This is a genomic window from Prochlorococcus sp. MIT 1307 (assembly GCF_034092395.1).
Taxonomy (GTDB): Bacteria; Cyanobacteriota; Cyanobacteriia; order PCC-6307; family Cyanobiaceae; genus AG-363-K07.
In genome coordinates, this window is sequence record NZ_CP139301.1 from 1,582,759 (window position 1) to 1,607,533 (window position 24,775).

A 24,775-nucleotide genomic window follows, 5' to 3' on the forward strand; every position below is an offset into this window, starting at 1 on the left:
GAGTAATTGGATAACCCAACGAAGTCGTTGGGTTCCTACTATTACATTAATGCCATTAGTTTATATTTGTGGATGGCTAAGTGTTAAACCCTTAGCATTGCTTTGGCCTGACCTACAAAAGCAAGATATTTCTCTTTTGGGAACTATTGTTAGCTTTGTTCTCTTTGTATCACTTCTTTCAAGCTGGTCGAAAATACGTTGGGGCAATGATGACTGTTTCATTCCTCTTGGTCTAGTTGGACTAGGAAGGAAAGTATCAGTGAAATTGTTTCTTAGAGGCCTTTTTAAGTCATTTGGATTACTGGCTTTTGTTTTAACTCCTTTACTTTTTTCACCTTATGGCAAGTGGTTGGGTTATTCAAATGGCGACATTTTGGTTAATGCTTTATTCCTAGGTCTTGTGGTTGGCTTTGCTGAAGAAATTATTTTTCGGGGTTGGTTATTTTTGGAAATGAATCAATTAGTTGGGACTCGTTGGGGAGTGATCATTCAAGCTGTAGTTTTTAGTCTTGTGCATACAAGATTTAGCCTTGCCTTTTGGGAATTACTTGGCCTTCTGCTTGGATTATTTCTTTTAGGGTTGTTGTTGGCCTTTATGCGAATGATTGATCATGGATCCTTGTGGGGGTGCATGGGTCTGCATGGTGGCTTGGTGGGCGGATGGTTTTTGGTTTCTGCTGGCTTGGTTGAGTTTTCTCCCGAAACTCCTGGTTGGTTATTTGGACCAGGGGGGGCAGCTATTAATCCTCTTGGAGGATTAATAGCTATTTTTGCTTTGATAATGATTCTTTTTCGTCAGCGCACTGCACTCGCCATTGCTGGTCGCCCTTTAAGAGGTGCTCGTAAGGCATCCTCTAATGGCGACTCACCATAATCTCTTTCCAGTAATGCCATTACAGTTTTCCCAAAATTTGTTGGGTCTTTATCGAAGGCTTCTAAACATATCCTTCCAAAAGTTTTACCCATTGGCTCTGGATTCCAGAGTAGTTTCCTTGCTGTCCAAGGCATCATGCTCATAGGATTATAACCAGGCTTAATTAGACCTTGTTCAAATCCATATTGTTCTAGATGTGTGTGAGGTTGAAGTCCAATGAAGAAGATTGCTGGGTCAACTTTGTCGGCTCCAAAAATACGCTCCAGCTCTTTGTGATAAGCAACTGTTTGACTAATAGTTTCAGGTCGCTCATCAATAACATTGAATGAGTAATTTACAGAAACCTTATCTTTAAAGCCTGCTTTGGCAAGCATTTTGCAGTTCTCTAGAACTGTTCGCAAGTTGTATCCCATGCGCATTTTTCTGACAAGCTCTTGTGACCCTGATGTGATTCCGATTTCAAAGTAGCTCATCCCAGTTGCAACCATCAATTCGGCCAATTCATAATCGAGATTATCTGCACGGATATAAGCGGCCCAATGTATATCTTTAAGCCCTGCATCTTGAATGCTTTTTAGGAGTTCCTTCGCATCTTTGATATATTGACGAGCTGGGATAAATTGTGCATCAGTAAACCAAAAACTTCTTACTCCTAATTCATATAATTGCCGCATTTCGCAAACTACTTCCTCGATTGGATTTATTCGAACTTTCTTTCCTTCAACTACTGTGTAAACGCAATAACAACAATTGTGAGGACATCCTCTTTTTGTTTGGACACCTACGTAGAAATCTCCTCCTTCAAGATACCAATCAAGTTGAGGCCAAATTGAACGAATATATTCATAGTTACATGCTGTTTTAGGAAGACTAATAGGCTGTTCATGAATAAGACCTTGCCTTATTTCCTCACCTACAACAAAACACCTTTCTCCTTTAATTGATTCTCTACGCAGTAATTTTTCTAATAAAGGTTCTCCCTCTCCTACAGAAATGATTGTTCCTTTTGGCAGGGTCTTTCCAAGTTGCTCATAAAAAACACTGACAGCGCCTCCCCCTAAGACTGCTTGAGCATTTTTGTTATGACGAAGTGCATATCGCAATCCTTTTCTTATTAGATGTTGGTTGCGACGTAATTCTCCGTAATGGCTAGCCATTAATCTCACTCCCCCAAAGGCTCCCCTTAGCCTTTTCAGAGGGTTACGTGCATAAAAAACTTCAAATGAATTCTGAAGAGGATTTCCTCCTCTTCCATCTACTGGTGCATATATTTGGATATCTCTCCAAGAAAAAACCAGTAAGGAAGGACGAAAATCATCTATTACCGCTAGTAAAACTCTTTCTACATCCAGGCTTGGTATTGCTGCTAGGTCTAGGATTTTTTGATCTATTTCAGGAAAAGACTTGTGTAAATGATCAGCAAGGTAAATAGGTCCTATAGGGAAAATAGGATTGCAAGGCAATCGAATTAATAGGACCCTATCGGCGTCTGGCTTATGGACAGATGCCTTTATGAGATTCGAATCAATAGTTGAAGCAGAACTCATCTAGTAATGCCTAGCTTTCTTGTAAGAGGCTGCAAATGAAAAAGACACTAACAATTGGGGAACTACTGCTAGCCCTTTTTGATTGCCATTCTATTTGCTTGATATGAGATATGAGATTTGATTGATTTAAACTTTTCTACAAAATATTTTCCGAAAAATCCCTTCCAATTTGGGGAAGAGAATGAAGTGAAGTAAAGCTTTCTCGAAAGTTTTTGGTCAAATTTCTCCAGATTGAAAAGAGAGTTGTTTTCATTTACAAAACCTTTTCAATTCTCTTCCACAGAATGGATCATTTTCCTTTAAAATCCAATCGACGGGTAATGCCCGTTCTTATCTAACGTCCCTTTGGGACTTCTATCACGTCCTCATGACCACCCTTCAGCAGCAGCGTTCTGCGCTGCTAAAAGGTTGGCCTCAGTTCTGTGAGTGGGTCACATCTACCAACAATCGTCTTTATGTCGGTTGGTTTGGAGTATTGATGATTCCTTGCTTGCTGTCGGCAACCATTTGCTTCATTATTGCCTTCATTGCTGCACCGCCGGTTGATATCGACGGTATCCGTGAACCTGTTGCAGGTTCTCTGATGTATGGCAACAACATTATTTCTGGAGCTGTTGTTCCTTCCAGTAATGCTATTGGTATGCACTTTTATCCCATATGGGAAGCTGCATCCATAGACGAATGGCTTTATAACGGCGGCCCTTATCAACTGATTGTTTTCCACTTCTTGATTGGAATTTGCGGTTGGATGGGACGTCAGTGGGAGCTTTCATACCGTTTGGGTATGCGCCCTTGGATTTGCGTTGCTTATTCGGCTCCTGTATCAGCTGCTTTTGCAGTGTTCCTTATTTATCCCTTCGGACAAGGTTCACTCTCTGACGGCATGCCCCTTGGTATTTCAGGAACCTTTAACTTCATGTTTGTGTTCCAGGCTGAGCACAATATCTTGATGCATCCTTTCCATATGGCAGGTGTAGCAGGAATGTTTGGCGGTAGTTTGTTCTCCGCTATGCATGGTTCACTTGTTACTTCATCTCTGATTCGCGAAACCACAGAGAATGAGTCACAGAACTATGGCTATAAGTTTGGCCAAGAGGAAGAGACTTATAACATCGTGGCTGCTCACGGTTATTTTGGTCGCTTGATCTTCCAGTACGCCAGTTTCAATAATAGTCGCAGTCTTCACTTCTTCTTGGCTATTTTCCCAGTTGTCTGCATTTGGTTGACTTCCATGGGCATTTGCACCATGGCATTCAATTTGAATGGTTTCAACTTCAACCAGTCAATTCTTGACGCTCAAGGAAAAGTAGTTCCAACTTGGGGAGACGTTCTGAACCGCGCCAACCTTGGTATGGAAGTAATGCATGAGCGTAATGCTCATAACTTCCCACTTGACCTTGCAGCTGCTGAGACCACATCTGTGGCACTTGTTGCTCCTGCAATTGGTTGAGCCTAAGTAAAATTATTGGTTACTTAGAAAAAGCTTGGTTTGACTGAGCTAAAAGCCCCCTCTTTTGAGGGGGCTTTTTTATATAGATGGAAATAGTTTTTTGCTTGTCATGGGTACATTTATTCTTCCTTGAGTAAAGCGCCTTAGAAAGCCGGTGACTGGATTTGAACCTGCGACCTACTGATTACGAATCAGTTGCTCTACCTCTGAGCTACACCGGCAGCAAAAGGAACTTAACATTATTGGTAAGTTCCTTTTGCTTTTGATCGATTGACTGAGAATTCTGGCTCCTCCTCTAAGTTGAACAATGAACTTCGAGATAAACTTCTTAAAGAATCAAGGACTCCGTTTCGAGGTCTTAGAAGAGGAATATGGCTTGCTCTTTTGGGCTCTTCATGTATTGGTATTTTTGTTATGACTTTTAGGGCATTATCTGGCCAGACTGTTCTCTTGAGTGATGCGGGAATTCAGATATGTGCTCTTTTGCTTTTTAGTGGCTTGTTGTATTTAGACCGGCCTAGTAGTAATTAAACAAAAAGAAGTATTTAATCATTGATGTCAATACTTTTCTGATGCTTATGGTTGTACTAATTATTTACGTGGAAATAATTAGTTGTCTATTTGTAGTTTTTAGGTAGTTAGTTTTCTCTTCTGGGTGACGTATTTATAAGCTTCAACATTATCGCCTTCTTGCCAGCTTGAGAAGCGATCACAACCTATTCCGCATTCGAAACCAGTTGCCACTTCTTTTACATCATCTTTATTGCGCCTTAGAGAGTCAAGATCTCCTTCAAAGACAATTTGATTGTTTCTCTTGACTCTTACTCTGCAATTACGTTGTAATTTTCCATTGGTTATATAGCAACCAGCAACTGAACTTTTTCCGATAGTAAAAATAGCTCGTACTTCTGCATTGCCTAGCGATTCTTCTATCATTTCTGGCTCAAGAAGTCCTTCCATCGCTGCTTGAATATCTTCAAGCAGCTTGTATATGACTTCGTAATCCCTAACATCTACACCTGTTGCATCAGCTGCACGCTTTGCTCCAGACGCCATTGAAGTATTGAAACCAACAACAACTGCTCCTGATGCTGCTGCTAAATCGATATCAGTTTCGGTGATTTCTCCTGGCGCTGAAAGTAGTACTCTGACTTGGACTTCGTCCTTGGGTAGTTGCTCTAGAGAACCCAAAATAGCTTCGACACTACCTTGAACATCAGCTTTTAAGATTAGATTTAGTTCCTTCAGCTCACCTTCACTGGCTTGATTGGACATAGCAGAAAGTGAGACACGCCTAGAAGCCATTTGTTGGGCTAGTCGGGTCGCACGTGCATCAGAGGCACGCTCACCTACAACTGCTCTTGCAGACTTCTCATCTGGATAAACTTCGAACTCATCTCCTGCAGTTGGAACTTCGTTAAAACCAAGTGCTTCCACAGCACTAGAAGGACCACTTTCTTTTAGCCTTCCGCCATGTTCATCAACCATAGCCCTGACTTTCCCAAGTACTGCACCAGCTGTGATTACATCTCCTGATCTTAGGGTGCCATTTTGAATTAATAATGTTGCGACGGGGCCTTTAGCTTTATCAAGGTGTGCCTCGATAACTGTTCCTTTTGCGAGGCGATCAGGATTGGCTTGAAGATCCTCAACTTCCGTAACCAACAAAATCATTTCTAGTAATTTATCTATGTTTTCTCCTTTAATTGCACTTACAGGGACCATAACTACATCTCCTCCCCATTCTTCAGATAGAAGTTCGTGTTCGGAGAGTTCTTGCTTTACTCGGTCAGAAGAAGCTCCCTCTTTATCAATTTTGTTAATCGCAACAACTATGGGGACTTCGGCTGCACGGGCATGACTAATTGCTTCTAATGTTTGAGGGCGAACTCCATCATCTGCAGCGACAACTAGTACTGCTACGTCTGTTACTTTTGTTCCTCTTGCTCGCATTGCTGTAAACGCCTCATGGCCTGGAGTATCAAGGAAAGTGAGCTTGCGTGGCTCTCCTTCATGTTTGATTTCAACTTGGTATGCACCAATGTGTTGTGTAATTCCACCGGCTTCTCCAGCTGCGACTCTTGCTTTCCTGATGGCATCTAAAAGACTTGTTTTTCCATGGTCGACATGACCCATAACTGTAACGACGGGAGGCCTTCTGATTAGATGAGCGAGATCTGTTTCCTCGATGATTTCGGATGTTTTCTTTGCGGCTTCTTCAACATCGTCTTGTAGTACCGGTACACCAAACTCTTCTGCGACAGTTTCAATTGTTGAGAGGTCCAGTGACTGAGTAACAGTTGCCGTTATTCCTTTGAAGAACAATGATTTGATGATTTCTGAACTTTCTACGCTGAGCATGTCAGCTAGTTCTTGTACCGTAAGATTTGCCTCGGGGACAATGATCATTTCAGGCCTGACTTGCTTAGCTTCTCTTGCTGCTCGAAGCTCCATTGCACGCCGCCGTTGTCTTTGACGAGTAGTTTCTTTCTTTCGTTTTCGCATTGCCGCCATTGGCTTGGCGGAAGCTTTTTGAGTGGTTTTTTGTTTGGCTGGGCGGGCTAGGCTTGCTGAAAGTACTACAGCTTGTTGTTCGCCAGCAAAGCCACTAGTTTCTGTTGTAAGTGCGTCGTCGTTTTCGCCAATAATATGAACTTTTTGACGTTGTTTTTGGGGAGATTTGCTGCGTAGAGCTTCGAGTTTTGCACTGTCATCCCAGTCTGGCTTACCTGTTCTTCTTGCCGCACCTGCTCCTCCAGGGCCTGGTCTATGAGTTGGCCTTTTAGGAGCAGGTGCAGGGGTTGGACGATTTACTGGTTGATTGGGTCCGTCTGATGTTGAGCCTTTAGGCCCCACAGTTGATCCATCGGGACGTCTCGGAGAAGGTACTCCTGGACGTCCAGTAGGTTTTTGGAGCTGCATTAGCTCACCAGGGGCAACTGGCTTCCTCATGCCTTGTGGCATGTTTGATCTAGGGGTTGGGCTTTGGCGGCTATTCGTATTGTTATCCCTAGATGATGCGCTATTTCCTCCCCTATCACGTCTAATAGGTTTACCTACTAGTTCAACAGGATTTCCAGTCGACCTGGGTTGACCTGGGCGACTTATGCCTTGTCTAGTAGGTGGATTGGGTCGCTGAGAGTTGCCGCCCCTTTGAGGTGAATTATTTCTTTGACTGGCTCCCCCTATTGGTCTTGGACTCACTCCAGGACGTCTTTGAGGAGGAGGAGTTGGGCGGCTAGGGGGGGCTACAGGCTGTTTTGGTTTTGGACGTCCAACTAATTCTGGCTTTGATGTTGGCCGTTGTGCAGGAGGTGATGGTTTGGTTGGCGGTGCGGCTCGATTGCCACTTTGTGTTGGTTGAGGCCTAGAAACGATCTTGGGTCTAGGAGCTGAAACTCTTGTTGGATTTGGGTTGCTAGGAGAAGAGGGGCGATTGGTGTTTTGATTTTTATTTCCTAAACCTGGTCGAATTGGTGCAGAGGGTTTTGCAGAGGGTTTGTTTGTTTCTCTTGAGGTTGGTGCTAATGGTCTAGTTGGAGGAGAGGGACGGGTAGCAGGTGCTTTTGGAGAGTGTTGCGTCGTTGCTGGAGTGCTTTTTGCAGGTTTGGGTATGTCTAGGGCTTTAGGTCGTGTTGGTGAATGGGGGCTAGTTGAAGCTGATTGTTTATCAGCTTTCTTAGGAAGTACTGGTTTTAGTGGAGAGGTGGGTTTCTTGGGGATTTCTGGAGTTTGTTTTTCTATCCTTCTCCTATCTCCTAGTTGCTCTTTAGTGGGCTTGTCGGAAGCTTTCTTGACCGAAAGGATTACCTTTTCAGATTGAGGCTTTTGTTTGGTTGGCGCCTTACTCGAGCCAACATTTTTTGCTGCTAACAAATGCCCACGGATTCTCTTTGCTTCTGCATCGCTGATAGAACTGCTATGGCTCTTTGCTGCAATAGAAAGCTTGTGAGCGGCATCGAGCACATCCTTATTCTCCAGGCCCAAGTCCCTGGAAAGCTCGTAAATTCTGATTTTGCCGCTGCTGGTCATTAAGTTCTCCGATCGTTCGGTGCAACGTTTGCCGTGGGACTTCACTTATCGTGGAGCCATAGTTCATATTGCCTCAATGTCTGCATCAATGCAGTGATTTAGCCGCTTTTGCAGCATCTCCACAATGCTTGCTGGCACCTGACAACGCAGAGCCTTTTGAAGACGTTTGCGTCGATAGGACTCTTTAAAGCAAGTCTCAGTCGGACAAAGATAGGCTGATCGTCCCATCCCTCCGTCGAGAACTATGCCATCCTGATAGTCTTTTGTGACTTTCAAAAGCTGCTTGCGATCTAGCAGTTTTCGACAGGCAACACAGCGACGCAGGACGGGACGTTGGCTCACCGGGCTCCATCCTCTTCATCTGAAGATTCATTAGCTTCATCTTTTATATCTTCGCTTATAGGTTCGTTTTCAGTAACTATCAAATCCTCAGCTCCATTTTGAATGTCTTGGGTCTGTTCTTGTCCATATTCTTCCTCATCTTCAGGGAGAGGATAAAGCTCTCTTAAACGAGCGTCTTCTTCGGCTCTGGTTGCTTGCTCTGCGGCTAGTCGTTCTTCTGCCTCGCGTTGTAATGCTTCTTCTTCTTCTCTTTGTGCAATTAATTCAGCGACTGCAGAATCTTCAGTTTCTTGATCATATTCTTGTGAATTTTTGATGTCTATTTTCCAGCCTGTTAGCCGAGCAGCTAATCGTACATTTTGTCCTTCACGACCAATTGCAAGACTTAGTTGGTCTGGCGGTACAAGCACATGAGCATGTTGCCCTTCGGGATCGACCAATCTGACCATTTCTACCCTGGCAGGACTCAGGGAGTTGCAAATGTATTGAACAGGATCCTGAGACCATCGAATTACGTCTATTTTTTCTCCGCGGAGTTCATTTACTACTTGTTGGATGCGGGAACCGCGGGCACCGATGCAGGCCCCAACAGGGTCAACTTCCCTTTCTATGCTGTCAACTGCCACTTTTGTGCGAGGTCCTACGGAACGGGAAGGAGGATTAGCTTCACGAGCTACAGCAACAATTCGAACGGACCCTTCTTGGATCTCAGGTACTTCATTTTCAAATAGATAAACCACTAGGCCAGCATTAGAACGGCTTACAAAAAGTTGTGGCCCGCGTCTAGGAACTTCACTTACTTCCTTAAGGAAAACCTTAAAGGTTGCGTTGGCTCGATAGTTGTCATTTGGCAGTTGATCTCGACGGGGTAGTTCTGCTTCAACTTCCGGACGCCCTAAGCCGGAGCTTACAGCCATGATTACTGATTGACGTTCGAAGCGAATTACTCTCGCGGTAAGGACTGGATCTTCAAGATCAGCAAACTCCTCTTGTATCATTCTCCGTTGTTGATCTCGAAGCTTTTGAGCGAGGACTTGCTTTGTAGTAGCAGCTGCCATTCTCCCAAAGTCTTCTTTTTCCGGAGTGACATCGAGAACTACTGTGTCTCCAACTTGTGCATCTTCGGCTACTTGCATTACTTCAGCCAATGCAATTTGATGATCTTCACTTTCAACTTCTTCGACGATGATTTTGCTCGCTAGAACTCGATATCCTTCTTCTTCAAGATCTAAGCCCACATCAAAATTACTGAAGTATTCTTCTTCAAATGGATCTTCACTAATACCCAAATACAGTGTTCTTCTATACCTTTCATATCCTTTCAGCAAAGCTTCTCGAAGTGCAGCTTCTACGACTTGCGAGGGGAGCTTTTTCTCCTCACTGATATCTTCTATCAGGTTATTCAGACCGGGGAGTAAAACTAGAGCCATCGAAGATGGGAAAAGGGAAAGAAGTTTTTAAGGGGAAAGGAATGCCTGTTTGATTTATCCTTTAAGCCTTGTTAAGTGGACTGCAATCACATCTTTGCGAAGAATTCGGTTAATTTTCCCTTTGATATTCAGATGCACATGATCAGTGGATCTTTTGTGAAGTAAACCTGCTTGGCGGAGTTCTGAACCTTGATCATTGCGATAGGCCACTTCTATTGGAAAACCTCGAAATGTTTGAAAATCTCGATCATTTACTAGCTGGTCGTCGATTCCTGGGCTGCTGATTTCAAGGACATAAGCTTCATTAAGTAGTTGAGAAGTTTCTATGGCTTCGCCCATAGGAGCACTAAAACTTGCACATTCCTCGAGAGAAACATCGCCTCCTCCTATGTGGCGGATTTGCACCTGCATTGTCATGGGCTTGAGATGAGTAAAGACCTTTACGCCACACAGATCAAAGCCGTTCTCAGCGGCAGTACTGGACGCGATAGTCTCCAAGTCCGTGAGGATGGGGTGAGGCAAGGGGCAGGATTTTGATCGGACTGCTAGCCCGATCGGTTGCAGATTTTACCTGCCTCCATTTAGGGAGGTAACCGTCAGGTTGTTTTAATTCTACGTGATTGCATGGCCAGCTGCTCCTCAAGCAATTTACAGATCTCTTTAGGCAATTACCAATTCAACATATTGCGGTATGAAATGGAACCAAATATTCGCCTCTATGGCCCTTTGTTGTGTCGGTTTTTTGTGGTTTTGCAATAGCCTGGGAAGAATAAATTTATACAGGGGCTTATTCCCATTGCGCAGAAGAATCCTATTAAGTTCTTTGCTTTTTTTATTAGCGGCAGTTTTCTCTATTTCTGTCTTTTGGGTGGAACAAGGATCTGCTTTGGACATCCCTCAATTAGAAGGAAAAGAAACTCATAGTTTTGTTGCTGAAGCAGTCCAGCGAGTTGCTCCTTCTGTGGTTCGTATAGATACCGAGCGAACAGTTGAACACCAGCCTTTTGACCCAAGTTTGATTGATCCTTTACTTCGGGACTTATTGGGAGATCCTTCTTTTGGTCCCGAGCGGGAAAGAGGACAGGGATCTGGTGTCTTGATTGATGACAATGGATTAGTACTTACAAATGCTCATGTTGTTGAAAGGGTAGATGAAGTCAGTGTCACACTTGCTGATGGAGAAGAGTTCGATGGAAGAGTGATTGGCACGGATCCTGTGACGGACCTTGCCATTATTCGTTTGTCTGATGGCATTAGGCCAAATGCTGCTCCCCTTGGTGATTCTGATGCGCTCGAAGTTGGTGACTGGGCAATTGCTTTGGGGACTCCCTATGGGTTAGAGCGCACAGTTACCTTAGGGATTGTTAGTAGTTTGCATAGGAATATAAGTAGCTTGGGCTTTTCAGATAAACGGCTTGATTTAATTCAGACTGATGCAGCTATAAACCCTGGGAATTCAGGAGGACCATTAGTGAATGGTTTAGGAGAAGTAATTGGGATTAATACTTTGGTTAGATCTGGTCCAGGGGCAGGGTTGGGCTTTGCAATTCCTATCAATCTGGCAAGAGGGGTTTCTGATCAGCTCTTGGCTACAGGGAAAGTTGTGCATCCCTATTTGGGGGTTCAATTGATATCGCTTACAGCTCGTATAGCCAAAGAGCATAATCGTGATCCAAATGCCTTAGTTGAGCTTCCTGAACGGTCAGGAGCTTTAGTTCAGTCTGTCTTGCCTGATAGCCCTGCAGAAAAAGCAGGCTTGAGAAGGGGTGACCTTGTTATTGCCGCAGATGAAATTGATATTGCTGACCCTCAATCTTTACTGGAGCAAGTGGATAAGTCAGAGATAGGCGTACCTTTATCTTTGAGGGTTATGCGTAATAACATTGAGCTCAGTCTTTCGATCAAACCTTCTCCATTACCTGGATTGAGTTGAAACTTTGCTACTGTCGCGCGGTTTATTCATAAATGATGTTGGACCTACAAACCCAGATGAAATATGCAGTTGCTCAAGCAGCTGTTGAGGAAATAAAAGATGGCATGGTTTTAGGACTGGGCTCAGGTTCTACTGCTGCTTTGATGATTCAGGCTATAGGGACGAAGTTGGCTGAAGGTGAGTTGACTGACATTATTGGAGTTACAACCTCTTTCCAGGGAGAAGTCTTGGCTGCGAAGTTAGGAATACCTTTGCGAACTCTTTCTGCCGTAGACCATATAGATCTAGCTATAGATGGTGCAGATGAAGTTGACTCCCACTTTCAGCTGATCAAGGGTGGGGGAGCTTGTCATGTGCAGGAAAAGCTTGTTGCCTCTTTAGCAGAACGCTTTGTGATAGTCGTAGATTCAACCAAACTTGTTGAATGTTTAAACCTCTCATTTAAGTTACCTGTGGAGGTTTTGCCCTCTGCTTGGCGACAGGTGCAAAACAATTTGGCCAAATTGAATGGAATTGCTGATTTGCGTATGGCTAAGTGTAAAGCTGGGCCAGTGATCACCGATCAAGGGAATCTTGTTTTAGATGTAAGTTTTGAGGGTGGCATTCAAAACCCTGAGGAGCTTGAGAGCGAAATAAATAATATTCCAGGGGTTTTGGAAAATGGCCTTTTTGTAAATATGGCCGATGAGGTTTTAGTGGGTGAGATAACTAATGGTGTGCCAGGTGTTCGTAATCTAGAAAAACTTGGTTAATTAACCTTCATTAAAGGGTTTTCCGAATTCTTATAGATTCACTATGGCTGTGGAGACCTTCACTTTTAGCTAATTCCATAACAGCATCAGATGTGTGGTCAAAAGCATTTTGTGTGAATTCAATTAGAGATGTATTTTTCATAAAGGTTTCTACTCCAAGGGCCCCGCTAAATCTTGCGGTTCCAGAGGTTGGGAGTGTGTGATTAGGTCCTGCTAAATAATCTCCAATAGCTTCGGGTGTCCAATTGCCTATAAAGATTGCGCCTGCATTAGTTGATTTTTCAACAAGTGAATGGGGATTTTCAATTAGTAATTCAAGATGTTCTGGAGCGAATTTATTGCTTAATTCTATGCACGATTTTAGATCCTCACATATAACTATTAGGCCCCAATTCGCAAGTGATGATTGGCATATTTTAGCGCGGGGATGATTTTTGAGTTGTCGCTTTAGCTCACGTGGTATAGCTGCTGCAATGTTTGATTCAGTAGTTAGTAAAATTGATGCTGCTAGTGGATCATGTTCAGCTTGAGCAAGTAGGTCAGCTGCAATTTGTTCAATTTGAGCTGTATGGTCAGCAATAATTAAAACTTCACTTGGCCCAGCCAAAGAGTCAATCCCAACTTTTCCATAGACGGATTTTTTAGCCAAGGTGACATAAATATTTCCAGGCCCAGTTATTACATCAACTGGCTCAATGGTTTCTGTCCCAAAGGCAAGTGCGCCAATTGATTGAGCTCCTCCAATACGAAATACTTTGTTGATACCTGCAAGATGAGCTGCGGCCAGAACGACTGTATTGATTTTCCCGTTTTTCCCGCCTGGCGAGACCATTGTCACTTGCTCGACTCCTGCAACTTGTGCAGGAACGGCATTCATTAGGACCGTGCTTGGATATGAGGCTCTGCCTCCTGGAATATAAATACCTGCGTGCTGAACTGGCCTCCACCTCCGACCCAGTGTTTCCCCATGAACACCCTTGATTGATAAATCAGCTGGGCGTTGATGTTGATGGAAATCTTTTATACGACGGTGCGCTAGTTGTAGGGCTGTTTGAAGCTTCGGTGGAGTCTCTTCCCAAGCCTGTTGCAATATATCTGGACTTATTTCAAGTGGATTTGGCTTGAAGCCGTCAAAGAGCTCTGTATAGCGATAAAGAGCTGCGTCTCCATTTTCTTTAACCTCTTTCAAGATGTTTTCTACAGTGCACCTTGCTTTATCTTGTTCAGCCCCTGAAGTGCGCTCAGATATTCGATCTAATGCTTTGTAAGCTTCAAACAGACCATCAATACATCGCATTAATGGCCTGTTTGAAGTTGAATCGAAATGGCTAGGTTCAGCCACGGTTGCTTTTAATTCTTTATTTAAGCTATAGCCTGCCCTACTTAGTTGTCTTGTAGTTGGTTCAAAGTCCCTATTGAAGCGGTGCTGCGGTAGTGTGAAGTCTCTCTCAAATAGTTTAAGCCTCAGTGGCAAATAACAAGTCATCCAAGAAGCGCATTCAGATTGCCGATCGCAATCGATTACAGAACAAATCCTATAAGTCTTCTATGCGCACATTAATCAAGCGTTGTTTAAGTGCTTGCGGCGCTTATAGCCCAGACTCTGGAGAAGAGGCCAAAGCAAATATTCAGCAAAGCATGGGTGAAGCTTTCAGTAAAATTGATAAAGCTGTAAAGCGTGGAGTTTTGCATCGTAATACTGGCGCTAATCAAAAATCTCGCCTTAGCTCGGCTGTTAAAAAAGCAATTGACCCAGTTGTGACTACCTAAAATTTAATTTAAAACCTTACTTAACTTCTTTATATTCAACTACAAATCCTATTGTGCTTGCAAAATAGTCTTAAATAAATATTCTTCTGAAGGTGACTTCTTACTCGCTGATAGATAGTCATTGTCATATCGTTTTTCCTAGCTTTGAGGACGATTTAGATGAAGTGGCGGCTCGTTGGAGACAAGCAGGGGTCAGGAGTTTGCTTCATGCTTGTGTTGAACCTTCTGAAATACCAGCTATTCGCGCATTAGCAGATCGTTTCTCAGAGTTGCGATATTCCGTGGGTGTCCATCCATTAGATACAAAACACTGGAAAGAGGGAACTCTTGAGGTATTGCGCACTTCAGCATTAAGTGATTCTCGAGTCTTAGCTATAGGAGAACTTGGTCTTGACCTTTTTAGAGATTCAAATCTTGACGAGCAGCTAGATGTCCTGAGGCCACAGCTTGAACTTGCTGTTGAATTGGATCTACCTGTAATTATTCATTGTCGCGAGGCCGCCAGTCAGATGCTGCAAGAACTTCAGCAGCTCCAAACCCTCGGGCGGTGTCCGAGAGGTGTTATGCATTGTTGGGGAGGCAACAAGGAAGAAATGGAACAATTTCTTGAGCTTGGTTTCTACATCAGTTTTAGTGGGACTGTGACGTTCGCTAAAGCTGAATCGATACATCAATGTGCTTGCGAGGTGCCTGAAGATCGGCTTTTAGTCGAAACTGATTGCCCTTTTCTTGCTCCTGTCCCTAATAGAGGGAAACGCAATGAACCTGCATACGTAGCAGCAGTAGCTTCTCGAATAGCTGAGCTTCGAGGTCAGACTTTTTCTTCAGTAGCGAATAGCACTACGGAAAATGCGAGAAGATTATTTGCCTTGCCATGATTTGCTGGCAAGCTTCGAGTTTTTGGCCCTTAAAGTGTAGAATTAATGATTGCCTGGGTGCGACGGGCTTTGTTTCGTCTCGCCGCCTGAAGAGTAGTCCATTCCTCCCCCTTCACGTGCATTGACGACGTCAGCTTTTCTGACCCGATTTCATTGAGCCTTTTAGAGCGGCAAAGGTCCTGAATAGGGGGTCTTTGCCGCTGTCTTTGGTTCTATTAATTCGGTTTGTATTTCAAAGTCGCAAGTTCAGGCTTTCAATTACTAACTTCTTCAACTGCAGGTTTTCGCATGAGCAGAAGCTCGCTTCAGGTCGCTAAGACAGCTACTTACCTGCCAGATTTGGTTGAGGTGCAGAGAGCAAGCTTTAAATGGTTTCTAGAGAAAGGATTAATAGAGGAGCTGGAGAGTTTTTCACCGATCACTGATTATACGGGGAAGCTAGAGCTACATTTTGTAGGAAGTGAATACCGCCTTAAGCGTCCTCGACATGATGTTGAAGAGGCAAAAAGAAGGGATGCAACCTTTGCTTCTCAGATGTATGTAACTTGTAGACTTCTTAATAAGGAAACAGGCGAAATAAAGGAACAAGAAGTTTTTATTGGTGAATTGCCATTAATGACTGAGCGTGGAACTTTTATTATTAATGGCGCTGAGCGGGTAATTGTTAATCAGATAGTTCGTAGCCCTGGTGTTTACTTTAAAGATGAACAAGATAAAAATGGAAGACGAACTTATAACGCAAGTGTAATACCAAATAGAGGAGCTTGGCTCAAATTTGAAACTGATAAAAATGATTTATTGCATGTACGTGTTGACAAGACACGAAAAATCAATGCACATGTATTGATGAGGGCTATGGGCCTTTCAGACAATGACGTGGTGGATAAATTACGTCATCCCGAATATTATAAAAAGTCCATTGAAGCTGCTAATGAAGAAGGAATTAGTTCAGAAGATCAGGCTCTGTTGGAATTATATAAAAAGTTAAGACCTGGTGAACCACCTTCGGTAAGTGGTGGCCAACAACTCTTGCAAACTAGATTTTTTGATCCAAAGCGTTATGACCTAGGGAGGGTAGGACGTTACAAGATAAATAAGAAACTACGTTTAACTATTCCGAATACAGTCAGAACATTGACTCATGAAGATGTTTTATCAACACTTGATTACTTAATAAATCTAGAGCTAGATGTAGGTGGCGCTAGCCTTGATGATATTGATCATTTGGGTAACCGTCGAGTTAGATCAGTCGGAGAACTTCTTCAGAATCAAGTACGTGTCGGATTAAATCGCTTAGAAAGAATCATTAAAGAACGAATGACAGTTGGTGAGACAGATTCACTAACTCCTGCTCAATTAGTTAACCCCAAGCCCCTTGTTGCGGCGATTAAAGAATTTTTTGGTTCAAGTCAACTGAGCCAATTTATGGATCAAACTAATCCTTTGGCAGAATTGACCCATAAACGTCGTATCTCTGCATTGGGCCCAGGTGGTCTAACAAGAGAGCGTGCAGGTTTTGCGGTTCGCGATATTCACCCTTCTCATTATGGAAGATTATGCCCAATAGAAACACCAGAAGGGCCTAATGCTGGCTTGATTAACTCACTTGCTACTCATGCAAGAGTTAATCAATATGGATTTATCGAAACTCCATTCTGGAAAGTTGAAAATGGACGAGTAATTAAGCAAGGTGATCCGATTTATCTTTCAGCAGACTTGGAAGACGAATGCAGGGTGGCGCCTGGTGATGTGGCAACAGATAGTGAAGGGAAAATTCTTGCAGAATTGATACCAGTTAGATACCGCCAAGATTTTGAAAAAGTTCCTCCAGAACAAGTCGATTATGTCCAGTTATCCCCTGTTCAGGTTATTTCAGTAGCGACTTCATTAATACCTTTTCTAGAACATGACGATGCGAATAGAGCACTTATGGGATCAAATATGCAGCGACAAGCTGTTCCACTTTTGCGGCCTGAACGCCCATTGGTTGGAACAGGACTTGAAACTCAAGTTGCAAGAGATTCTGGCATGGTACCTATTTCCAGAGTAAACGGAACGGTCACATTTGTAGATGCTACAGCTATTGTTGTGCGTGACGAAGATGGCGATGATCATACACACTATCTTCAGAAGTATCAGCGGTCTAATCAAGACACATGCCTTAATCAAAGACCTATTGTTAGGCAAGGAGACCCCGTAATAATTGGTCAAGTTCTGGCAGATGGATCAGCTTGCGAAGGTGGAGAAATTGCATTAGGTCAAAATGTTTTAGTCGCATATATGCCGTGGGAAGGTTATAACTATGAAGATGCAATTCTTGTTAGCGAGCGTTTAGTTAAGGATGATCTTTATACTTCTGTCCATATAGAAAAGTATGAGATCGAAGCACGACAAACAAAATTAGGGCCAGAAGAAATTACGAGAGAAATTCCTAATGTTGCCGAAGAAAATTTAGGAAATTTAGATGAAATGGGTATTATTCGAACAGGTGCTTTTGTAGAGAGTGGAGATATTCTTGTTGGGAAAGTTACTCCTAAGGGAGAATCAGACCAACCGCCCGAAGAAAAACTTTTAAGAGCAATTTTTGGTGAAAAAGCACGTGATGTACGTGACAACTCATTGAGGGTTCCTAGTACTGAAAGAGGCCGTGTTGTTGATGTTCGTATTTATACAAGGGAGCAAGGAGATGAATTACCTCCAGGCGCAAATATGGTGGTAAGAGTTTATGTGGCTCAACGACGAAAAATCCAAGTAGGCGACAAAATGGCTGGTCGCCATGGGAATAAAGGAATTATTAGCCGCATTTTACCTAGAGAAGATATGCCATATTTGCCTGATGGCACTCCTGTAGACATTGTTTTAAATCCACTTGGTGTTCCGAGTCGTATGAACGTTGGACAGGTATTTGAATGTTTGATGGGCTGGGCAGCGGCAAATTTGGATTGCCGTGTCAAGGTTGTTCCATTTGATGAAATGTACGGTGCTGAAAAGTCACAGCAAACTGTTGAGGCCTATTTGCAAAAGGCTGCAAAACAACCAGGAAAGGAATGGGTATATAACCCAGACAGTCCTGGAAAATTGCAATTGATTGATGGCCGCTCAGGTGAGCCTTTTGATCAGCCAGTAACAGTTGGATATGCCCAGATACTTAAATTAGTCCACCTGGTCGATGACAAAATTCATGCACGCTCAACTGGCCCTTATTCTTTGGTCACTCAGCAACCTCTTGGAGGCAAAGCTCAGCAAGGTGGTCAGCGCTTAGGTGAGATGGAGGTTTGGGCTCTTGAGGCTTATGGCGCTGCTTATACATTGCAGGAGCTTTTAACGGTTAAATCAGATGATATGCAAGGTCGCAATGAGGCTTTAAATGCAATTGTTAAAGGGAAGCCGATTCCAAGACCTGGCACTCCTGAATCATTCAAGGTCTTAATGAGAGAGCTTCAATCTTTGGGACTTGATATAGCTGTTTATACCGATGAAGGCAAAGAGGTTGACTTGATGCAGGATGTAAATCCTCGACGAAGTACCCCAAGTAGACCCACTTACGAATCACTAGGAGTCTCAGATTACGACGAAGATTAATTCAGCCTATTAATTACTTTCTTCGCCCTTAATTTTCTTGCTACTTGTTCATGACTAACAGTAATCTACGCACTGAGAACCATTTTGACTACGTCAAAATCACACTCGCTTCTCCCGATAGGGTTATGGAATGGGGGCAACGTACTCTTCCAAATGGTCAAGTTGTTGGAGAAGTTACTAAGCCAGAGACAATTAATTACCGCACATTAAAGCCTGAGATGGATGGCCTTTTTTGTGAGAAGATTTTTGGCCCTTCAAAGGATTGGGAATGTCATTGTGGAAAATATAAAAGAGTTAGACACCGTGGCATTGTTTGCGAGAGGTGTGGTGTTGAAGTCACGGAAAGCAGAGTCCGTAGACACAGAATGGGCTTTATCAAATTAGCTGCACCTGTCTCACATGTTTGGTATTTGAAGGGTATACCTAGTTATGTGGCTATTTTATTAGATATGCCATTAAGGGATGTTGAGCAAATTGTTTATTTTAACTGTTATGTAGTATTGGACCCAGGTGATCATAAAGACCTTAAGTATAAACAATTACTGACTGAAGACGAATGGCTAGAAATAGAAGATGAAATCTATGCGGAAGACTCTACAATTGAAAATGAACCAGTAGTTGGTATAGGTGCAGAGGCATTAAAGCAACTTTTAGAAGATCTAGAATTGTCTCAAGTGGCAGAACAATTGCGAGAAGAAATAGCTAATAGTAAGGGTCAAAAACGAGCAAAGCTTATTAAGCGTTTAAGGGTAATAGATAATTTTATTGCAACTAATGCAAGTCCTGATTGGATGGTTTTAGATGCGATTCCTGTTATACCTCCAGATTTACGACCAATGGTTCAATTAGATGGAGGTCGCTTTGCTACTTCTGATTTAAATGATCTCTATCGAAGGGTTATTAATCGCAATAATCGTTTAGCACGTTTACAGGAAATTCTTGCACCTGAAATTATCGTTCGAAATGAAAAGCGTATGCTTCAGGAAGCTGTTGATGCACTGATAGATAATGGACGACGAGGAAGAACTGTAGTTGGTGCAAATAGTCGACCGCTTAAGTCTCTGAGTGACATTATTGAGGGAAAACAAGGACGCTTCCGCCAAAACCTTCTTGGTAAACGAGTTGATTATTCCGGTAGATCAGTAATCGTTGTTGGCCCCAAATTAAAAATGCATCAATGTGGATTGCCTAAGGAAATGGCAATCGAATTATTTCAGCCTTTTGTGATTCATAGGCTGATTCGTCAGAACATTGTTAATAACATCAAAGCAGCTAAGAAGTTGATAAATCGTGCTGATGATGAGGTTATGCAGGTCTTGCAGGAGGTGATAGAGGGACATCCGATTTTGCTTAATAGAGCCCCTACTTTGCATCGCCTGGGTATTCAAGCTTTTGAGCCAAAGCTTGTAGCTGGTCGTGCAATACAACTACATCCTTTGGTCTGTCCAGCATTCAATGCTGATTTTGATGGAGATCAGATGGCGGTTCACGTCCCATTAGCTATTGAATCTCAGACAGAGGCACGTATGTTGATGTTGGCTAGTAATAACATCCTCTCACCCGCAACTGGAGATCCAATTGTTACGCCATCTCAAGATATGGTTCTTGGCTCTTACTATCTAACAGCTTTACAGCCAGATGCTTCGAAGCCGGAGTTTGGAGATCGCTCCAGTACTTTTTCAGGGCTTGAAGATGTTATTCATGCTTTTGAAGATAAGAGGATTAATTTGCATGATTGGGTTTGGGTTCGATTTAACGGTGAGGTTGAAGATGATGATGAGATCGATAAGCCCATTCTTGCGAATACTCTTGAAGACGGAACTCGCTTTGAACAGTGGACTTATCGACGAGACCGTTTAGATGAAGACGGTGCCCTAATAAGTCGCTACATACTCACCACTGTTGGGCGTGTTGTCATGAACTACACCATTATCGATGCAGTAGCTGCAGCCTGAGTTTTGTAAGAAAAAACTCTCACATCCTTTATTCACAAGTTCAGCGCTTATCAATTTAATGACTTCCTCTTCACCTAAATCCAGAAAAAAATCTGCTACTAAGTCCACTAGGGGCACCAAGAAGGGTTCTCGAGGATCGAAGAAGTCAGTTCAGGTAAGCGCTTCTCCAGCTCTTGCAAAGACTCCACCACCTTTCCGCAATCGAGTAGTTGATAAGAAAGGGCTTAAACAACTAGTTGCCTGGGCTTATAAGCATCACGGCACTGCTGCTACTGCAGCAATGGCTGACAACCTTAAAGATCTTGGATTTAGGTATGCGACACAGGCAGCTGTGTCTATTTCAGTTGAAGATTTAAAGGTTCCTGAAGCAAAACAAGATCTGTTAGGTCAAGCCGAAGAGCAAATTACTGCTACTGAGGAGTGCTATCGCCTTGGAGAGATAACTGAGGTCGAAAGACATACCAAGGTCATTGATACATGGACTGAAACCAATGAGCGCTTGGTGGATGCTGTCAAGAAGAACTTCAATCAGAACGACCCTCTGAATTCTGTTTGGATGATGGCTAATTCAGGCGCAAGAGGGAATATGTCTCAAGTTCGTCAGCTTGTTGGCATGCGAGGTCTGATGGCAAATCCTCAGGGTGAGATTATTGATCTCCCTATACGTACAAACTTTAGAGAAGGTTTAACAGTTACTGAATATGTGATTTCTTCTTATGGTGCTCGAAAAGGTTTGGTCGATACAGCCCTGCGCACTGCCGACTCAGGCTATCTAACTCGTCGACTTGTGGATGTTGCTCAAGATGTCATTGTTCGAGAGGAAGATTGTGGAACAACTAGAGCCATTTTGGTTAAAGCTGAAGATGGGAAATTTGGGAATCGTCTTGTAGGTCGACTTACTGCAGAACAAATTTTGGGATCTGATGGAGAAGTTTTAGCGGAACGTGATACGGCAATCGATCCACCTCTTTCTGCTCGTCTGGAAAAGGCTAATACAACTGGAGTAATGGTTCGCTCTCCACTCACATGTGAAGCCACTCGTTCAGTTTGTAGAAAGTGTTATGGATGGGCTTTGGCACATAACGAATTAGTTGATTTAGGCGAAGCAGTAGGCATCATTGCCGCGCAGTCAATTGGTGAACCTGGTACTCAACTCACTATGAGGACCTTCCATACGGGGGGTGTATCTACTGCTGAGACTGGAGTGGTCAGATCTACTGTTGCGGGGAAAGTGGAGTTTGGCCCCAAAGCTCGTGTACGAGGATATCGGACTCCTCATGGAGTTGAAGCCCAGCAAGCTGAGGTGAATTTCACTTTAAGTGTCAAGCCCTCAGGAAAGGCGAGGGGACAAAAGATTGAGATAACAAATGGCTCTTTGTTGTTTGTTGAAGATGGACAAGAGATTGAATCGGATGTAACTGTTGCACAGATTTCTGCAGGTGCAGTGAAGAAAAGCGTTGAAAAAGCTACTAAGGATGTTATTTGTGATTTAGCAGGACAAGTTAGATATGAGACTGCTATTCAGCCCAAGGAGGTAACTGATAGGCAAGGGAATATCACTCTTAAGGCGCAACGCTTGGGTCGTATGTGGGTGCTTGCTGGTGATGTGTATAACCTTCCTCCCAATGCCCAACCTGTAGTCAAAGGCAACGTCAAGGTTACAGAGGGTCAGGTTTTGGCAGAGGCTAGTCAAGCAAGTGAATTTGGTGGGGAGGTTCGTTTGCGTGACTCCATTGGAGATTCCAGAGAAGTGCAAATTGTTACCACTTCTATGACTCTAAAAGACTTTAAGTTGCTTGGGGAGTCAACGCATTCAGGGGAGATATGGCACCTAGAGGCGAAAGATGGCACCCATTATCGATTAAATACAATTCCTGGTAGCAAGATTGGTCATGGTGAAGTTGTAGCTGAGCTCGCTGATGATCGTTTCCGTACTAAGACTGGTGGCTTAGCAAAATTTGCTCCTGGTCTTTCTATTAAGAAAGCTCGCTCAGCTAAAAATGGTTATGAAGTAAGTAAAGGTGGCACTTTGCTTTGGATTCCGCAAGAGACTCATGAAATCAACAAGGACATCTCTCTTTTAATGATTAAAGATCGACAATGGATAGAAGCAGGGACTGAGGTAGTAAAAGATATTTTTAGTCAGACAGCAGGCATAGTTACTGTTACTCAGAAGAATGATATTTTGCGTGAAATTATTGTTCGTAGTGGAAGCTTTCATCTTTGTAATGAGGCTAAAGCGCTAGAGCGTTTTGATGGTGAGGGTCAGATGATTAACCCTGGGGAGACAATTGCCAAGGGAATTAAGACTGATGCAATAGTTTTTGTTCAGACGGTTGACACTCCAGAGGGCAAGGGCCTCTTACTGAGGCCAGTCGAGGAATACACCATTCCTAATGAGGCTCAGTTGCCTGAGCTTTCTCATGTAAAGCAACCTAAAGGTCCTCATTTGGGGCTAAAGGCTACTCAGCGACTGTCTTTTAAGGATGGCGAACTTATTAAATCTGTGGAGGGTGTGGAGTTACTGAAAACTCAGCTAAACCTTGAAACATTTGAAACTACGCCTCAAATGACCGTTGACGTGGAGGCCGTTCAAGATAAACGGGCTAAAACCATTGAAAGGTTGCGATTGGTAATTCTTGAGAGCATTCTTGTTCGTCGTGACACCATGTCAGATTCCAGCCATGGATCAACCCACACTGAACTACAGATAGAGGATAGACAGGAAGTAAAGGCGGGAGATGTCGTTGCGACTACACAAATCCTTTGTAAGCAGGAAGGCATTGCACAATTGCCGGATGTGCGAGAAGGAGACCCTATTCGCCGCCTCATAGTGGAACGAGCAGAAGATACAATTACTTTGACTACGAAGGGCACTCCTGTTGTTGAAGTAGGTCAGCGCTTTGTGGATGGTGAGTTTCTTGCAAAAGATGAGCGGGCTAATTGTTGTGGTGAAGTCGAGTCTGTTACGAGTAAGCAAATAACTCTTCGTCTTGGGAGGCCTTATATGGTTTCTCCTGATTCAGTGTTGCATGTTCGTGATGGAGATTTAGTCCAAAGAGGCGATGGCTTAGCTTTGTTGGTTTTTGAAAGACAGAAGACCGGCGATATTGTTCAAGGTCTACCAAGAATCGAGGAGTTACTCGAAGCTCGTCGCCCACGAGATTCAGCTATTCTTGCGAAGAAGCCAGGTGTTGTTGATATCAAGCAAGAAGAGGATGGTGAATCTATAACTGTCACTGTTATTGAAAGTGATGATTCAATTTCCGAATATCCAATTCTTCTTGGTAGAAATGCAATGGTCAGTAATTCCCAACAGGTCATGGCTGGCGAATTGCTAACTGATGGTCCCATCAATCCACATGAGTTATTGGATTGTTTCTTTTCTGATTTGCGTGATAGGAAACCATTGATGGAAGCTGCCCAGGAGGCTATAGCGAAGCTGCAACATCGCTTGGTAACGGAAGTTCAAAATGTCTATAAGTCTCAGGGTGTTTCTATTCACGACAAACATATCGAGGTAATCGTTCGCCAGATGACGAGTAAGGTTCGCATTGAGGATGCTGGAGACACAACTCTTTTGCCGGGAGAATTGATTGAGCTTCGACAGGTGGAGGACACTAATCAAGCTATGTCGATAACAGGCGGTGCTCCGGCGGAATTTACACCTGTGTTGCTTGGAATTACTAAGGCATCCTTGAATACCGATAGTTTTATTTCTGCAGCTTCCTTCCAGGAAACAACACGGGTTCTAACTGAAGCAGCTATTGAAGGTAAATCTGATTGGCTACGTGGACTCAAAGAGAATGTAATTATTGGCCGCCTCATTCCTGCTGGAACGGGTTTCAGTGGCTTTGTGGAAGAACTGCGTGCAGAAGCAGGACCTCATCCAGACATCTTGGCGGAAGATCCAGCAGGGTATAGACGTATGCAGAACTTGCGCCCGGATTACACGGTGGAGATGCCTGCTTCACCTGTTGTTGCAGCTAGTTCAACTGCGGTTTTGGATGATCCTAGTGCTGAGGATCTTGAAGCCACTAGGAGCCGACATGGGATTGACCCTTCTGTGAGTAATTTTGCGGCCTTTGCCCGCCCAACTGGTGAAGATGAACTTCCAGAAGATCAAATGATGCCAGATCCAGCAGCACTTGAAGGTCTTCAGGAGGAGGGATTGCTTTCTGATGAGTAGAAAATGCTGCGTCAGTCGAAACCTTTGCGTTTATCATCTAA

General features: G+C 43.4%; 16 protein-coding genes and 1 tRNA gene. 10 read left to right on the top strand and 7 right to left on the bottom strand.

The genetic code is table 11. The annotated features are described in order from the left end of the window. Positions 1 to 49 precede the first annotated feature (49 nt). On the top strand, positions 50 to 874 hold the full coding sequence (locus tag SOI82_RS08085) for a CPBP family intramembrane glutamic endopeptidase (RefSeq protein ID WP_320666917.1): 825 nt from the start codon (positions 50 to 52) through the stop codon (positions 872 to 874). On the opposite strand, the gene SOI82_RS08090 is transcribed toward SOI82_RS08085, so the two are convergent. After that, the gene (locus tag SOI82_RS08090) at positions 796 to 2,421 is read right to left on the bottom strand and encodes a photosystem II high light acclimation radical SAM protein (protein WP_320666918.1); all 1,626 of its coding nucleotides are present in this window, start codon (positions 2,419 to 2,421) and stop codon (positions 796 to 798) included. The two genes, SOI82_RS08085 and SOI82_RS08090, sit on opposite strands and share 79 nt — an antisense overlap. Positions 2,422 to 2,788: 367 nt before the next feature. On the opposite strand from SOI82_RS08090, the gene psbA reads away from it, so the two are divergent. Continuing rightward, on the top strand, positions 2,789 to 3,871 hold the full coding sequence (gene psbA, locus SOI82_RS08095; protein ID WP_320666919.1) for a photosystem II q(b) protein: 1,083 nt from the start codon (positions 2,789 to 2,791) through the stop codon (positions 3,869 to 3,871). A 149-nt stretch (positions 3,872 to 4,020) separates the two neighbouring features. On the opposite strand, the gene SOI82_RS08100 is transcribed toward psbA, so the two are convergent. After that, positions 4,021 to 4,092: transfer RNA gene (locus SOI82_RS08100), tRNA-Thr, on the bottom strand. 49 nt (positions 4,093 to 4,141) lie between these two features. On the opposite strand from SOI82_RS08100, the gene SOI82_RS08105 reads away from it, so the two are divergent. Next, positions 4,142 to 4,402, top strand: coding sequence for a DUF3493 domain-containing protein (locus tag SOI82_RS08105; RefSeq protein ID WP_320666920.1), 261 nt, complete (start codon positions 4,142 to 4,144; stop codon positions 4,400 to 4,402). Positions 4,403 to 4,501: 99 nt separating this feature from the next. On the opposite strand, the gene infB is transcribed toward SOI82_RS08105, so the two are convergent. The 4 genes from infB to rimP form a co-directional block, all read right to left on the bottom strand. Next, the gene (gene infB, locus SOI82_RS08110; protein ID WP_320666921.1) at positions 4,502 to 7,903 is read right to left on the bottom strand and encodes a translation initiation factor IF-2; all 3,402 of its coding nucleotides are present in this window, start codon (positions 7,901 to 7,903) and stop codon (positions 4,502 to 4,504) included. 63 nt (positions 7,904 to 7,966) lie between these two features. After that, positions 7,967 to 8,245 (bottom strand): YlxR family protein, encoded by a 279-nt coding sequence (locus SOI82_RS08115; protein WP_320666922.1) that lies wholly within the window; start codon positions 8,243 to 8,245, stop codon positions 7,967 to 7,969. Continuing rightward, a complete protein-coding gene (gene nusA / locus SOI82_RS08120; RefSeq protein WP_320666923.1) occupies positions 8,242 to 9,675 on the bottom strand; it encodes a transcription termination factor NusA in 1,434 nt (477 codons plus the stop codon). Before nusA ends, SOI82_RS08115 begins: the two co-directional genes overlap by 4 nt. Positions 9,676 to 9,729: 54 nt before the next feature. Further along, positions 9,730 to 10,197: a ribosome maturation factor RimP gene (gene rimP / locus SOI82_RS08125; protein ID WP_320666924.1), complete on the bottom strand. Its 468-nt coding sequence runs from the start codon at positions 10,195 to 10,197 to the stop codon at positions 9,730 to 9,732. A 274-nt stretch (positions 10,198 to 10,471) separates the two neighbouring features. Here rimP and SOI82_RS08130 point away from each other — a divergent pair, with 274 nt between their 5' ends. After that, a complete protein-coding gene (locus SOI82_RS08130) occupies positions 10,472 to 11,608 on the top strand; it encodes a trypsin-like peptidase domain-containing protein (protein ID WP_320666925.1) in 1,137 nt (378 codons plus the stop codon). A gap of 35 nt (positions 11,609 to 11,643) precedes the next feature. After that, positions 11,644 to 12,360: a ribose-5-phosphate isomerase RpiA gene (gene rpiA, locus SOI82_RS08135; protein ID WP_320668401.1), complete on the top strand. Its 717-nt coding sequence runs from the start codon at positions 11,644 to 11,646 to the stop codon at positions 12,358 to 12,360. 10 nt (positions 12,361 to 12,370) lie between these two features. Here the strand turns inward: rpiA and hisD are convergent, their stop codons facing one another. After that, entirely contained in the window at positions 12,371 to 13,657 is a 1,287-nt protein-coding gene (gene hisD, locus SOI82_RS08140) for a histidinol dehydrogenase (protein WP_320668402.1), read from the bottom strand. A gap of 170 nt (positions 13,658 to 13,827) precedes the next feature. Here hisD and rpsT point away from each other — a divergent pair, with 170 nt between their 5' ends. The 5 genes from rpsT (at position 13,828) to SOI82_RS08165 (ending at position 24,734) form a co-directional block, all read left to right on the top strand. Next, positions 13,828 to 14,130 (top strand): 30S ribosomal protein S20, encoded by a 303-nt coding sequence (gene rpsT, locus SOI82_RS08145; protein WP_320666926.1) that lies wholly within the window; start codon positions 13,828 to 13,830, stop codon positions 14,128 to 14,130. A gap of 92 nt (positions 14,131 to 14,222) precedes the next feature. Then, positions 14,223 to 15,008 (top strand): TatD family hydrolase, encoded by a 786-nt coding sequence (locus tag SOI82_RS08150; protein WP_320666927.1) that lies wholly within the window; start codon positions 14,223 to 14,225, stop codon positions 15,006 to 15,008. A 288-nt stretch (positions 15,009 to 15,296) separates the two neighbouring features. Then, positions 15,297 to 18,590, top strand: a complete 3,294-nt coding sequence (rpoB, locus tag SOI82_RS08155) for a DNA-directed RNA polymerase subunit beta (RefSeq protein ID WP_320666928.1) — start codon at positions 15,297 to 15,299, stop codon at positions 18,588 to 18,590. A gap of 50 nt (positions 18,591 to 18,640) precedes the next feature. After that, complete coding sequence (locus SOI82_RS08160; protein WP_320666929.1) at positions 18,641 to 20,545, top strand: DNA-directed RNA polymerase subunit gamma; 1,905 nt, start codon at positions 18,641 to 18,643, stop codon at positions 20,543 to 20,545. A 58-nt stretch (positions 20,546 to 20,603) separates the two neighbouring features. Beyond that, complete coding sequence (locus tag SOI82_RS08165; RefSeq protein ID WP_320666930.1) at positions 20,604 to 24,734, top strand: DNA-directed RNA polymerase subunit beta'; 4,131 nt, start codon at positions 20,604 to 20,606, stop codon at positions 24,732 to 24,734. Positions 24,735 to 24,775 lie beyond the last annotated feature (41 nt).

Bases quoted from the DNA above. Each gene is read 5' to 3' on its own strand.
- SOI82_RS08085 (WP_320666917.1), top strand. From the start codon at position 50: ATGCCATTAGTTTATATTTGTGGATGGCTAAGTGTTAAACCCTTAGCA.
- SOI82_RS08090 (WP_320666918.1), bottom strand. From the start codon at position 2,421: ATGAGTTCTGCTTCAACTATTGATTCGAATCTCATAAAGGCATCTGTC.
- psbA (WP_320666919.1), top strand. From the start codon at position 2,789: ATGACCACCCTTCAGCAGCAGCGTTCTGCGCTGCTAAAAGGTTGGCCT.
- infB (WP_320666921.1), bottom strand. From the start codon at position 7,903: ATGACCAGCAGCGGCAAAATCAGAATTTACGAGCTTTCCAGGGACTTG.
- nusA (WP_320666923.1), bottom strand. From the start codon at position 9,675: ATGGCTCTAGTTTTACTCCCCGGTCTGAATAACCTGATAGAAGATATC.
- rpiA (WP_320668401.1), top strand. From the start codon at position 11,644: ATGTTGGACCTACAAACCCAGATGAAATATGCAGTTGCTCAAGCAGCT.
- hisD (WP_320668402.1), bottom strand. From the start codon at position 13,657: ATGCGATGTATTGATGGTCTGTTTGAAGCTTACAAAGCATTAGATCGA.
- rpoB (WP_320666928.1), top strand. From the start codon at position 15,297: ATGAGCAGAAGCTCGCTTCAGGTCGCTAAGACAGCTACTTACCTGCCA.
- SOI82_RS08160 (WP_320666929.1), top strand. From the start codon at position 18,641: ATGACTAACAGTAATCTACGCACTGAGAACCATTTTGACTACGTCAAA.
- SOI82_RS08165 (WP_320666930.1), top strand. From the start codon at position 20,604: ATGACTTCCTCTTCACCTAAATCCAGAAAAAAATCTGCTACTAAGTCC.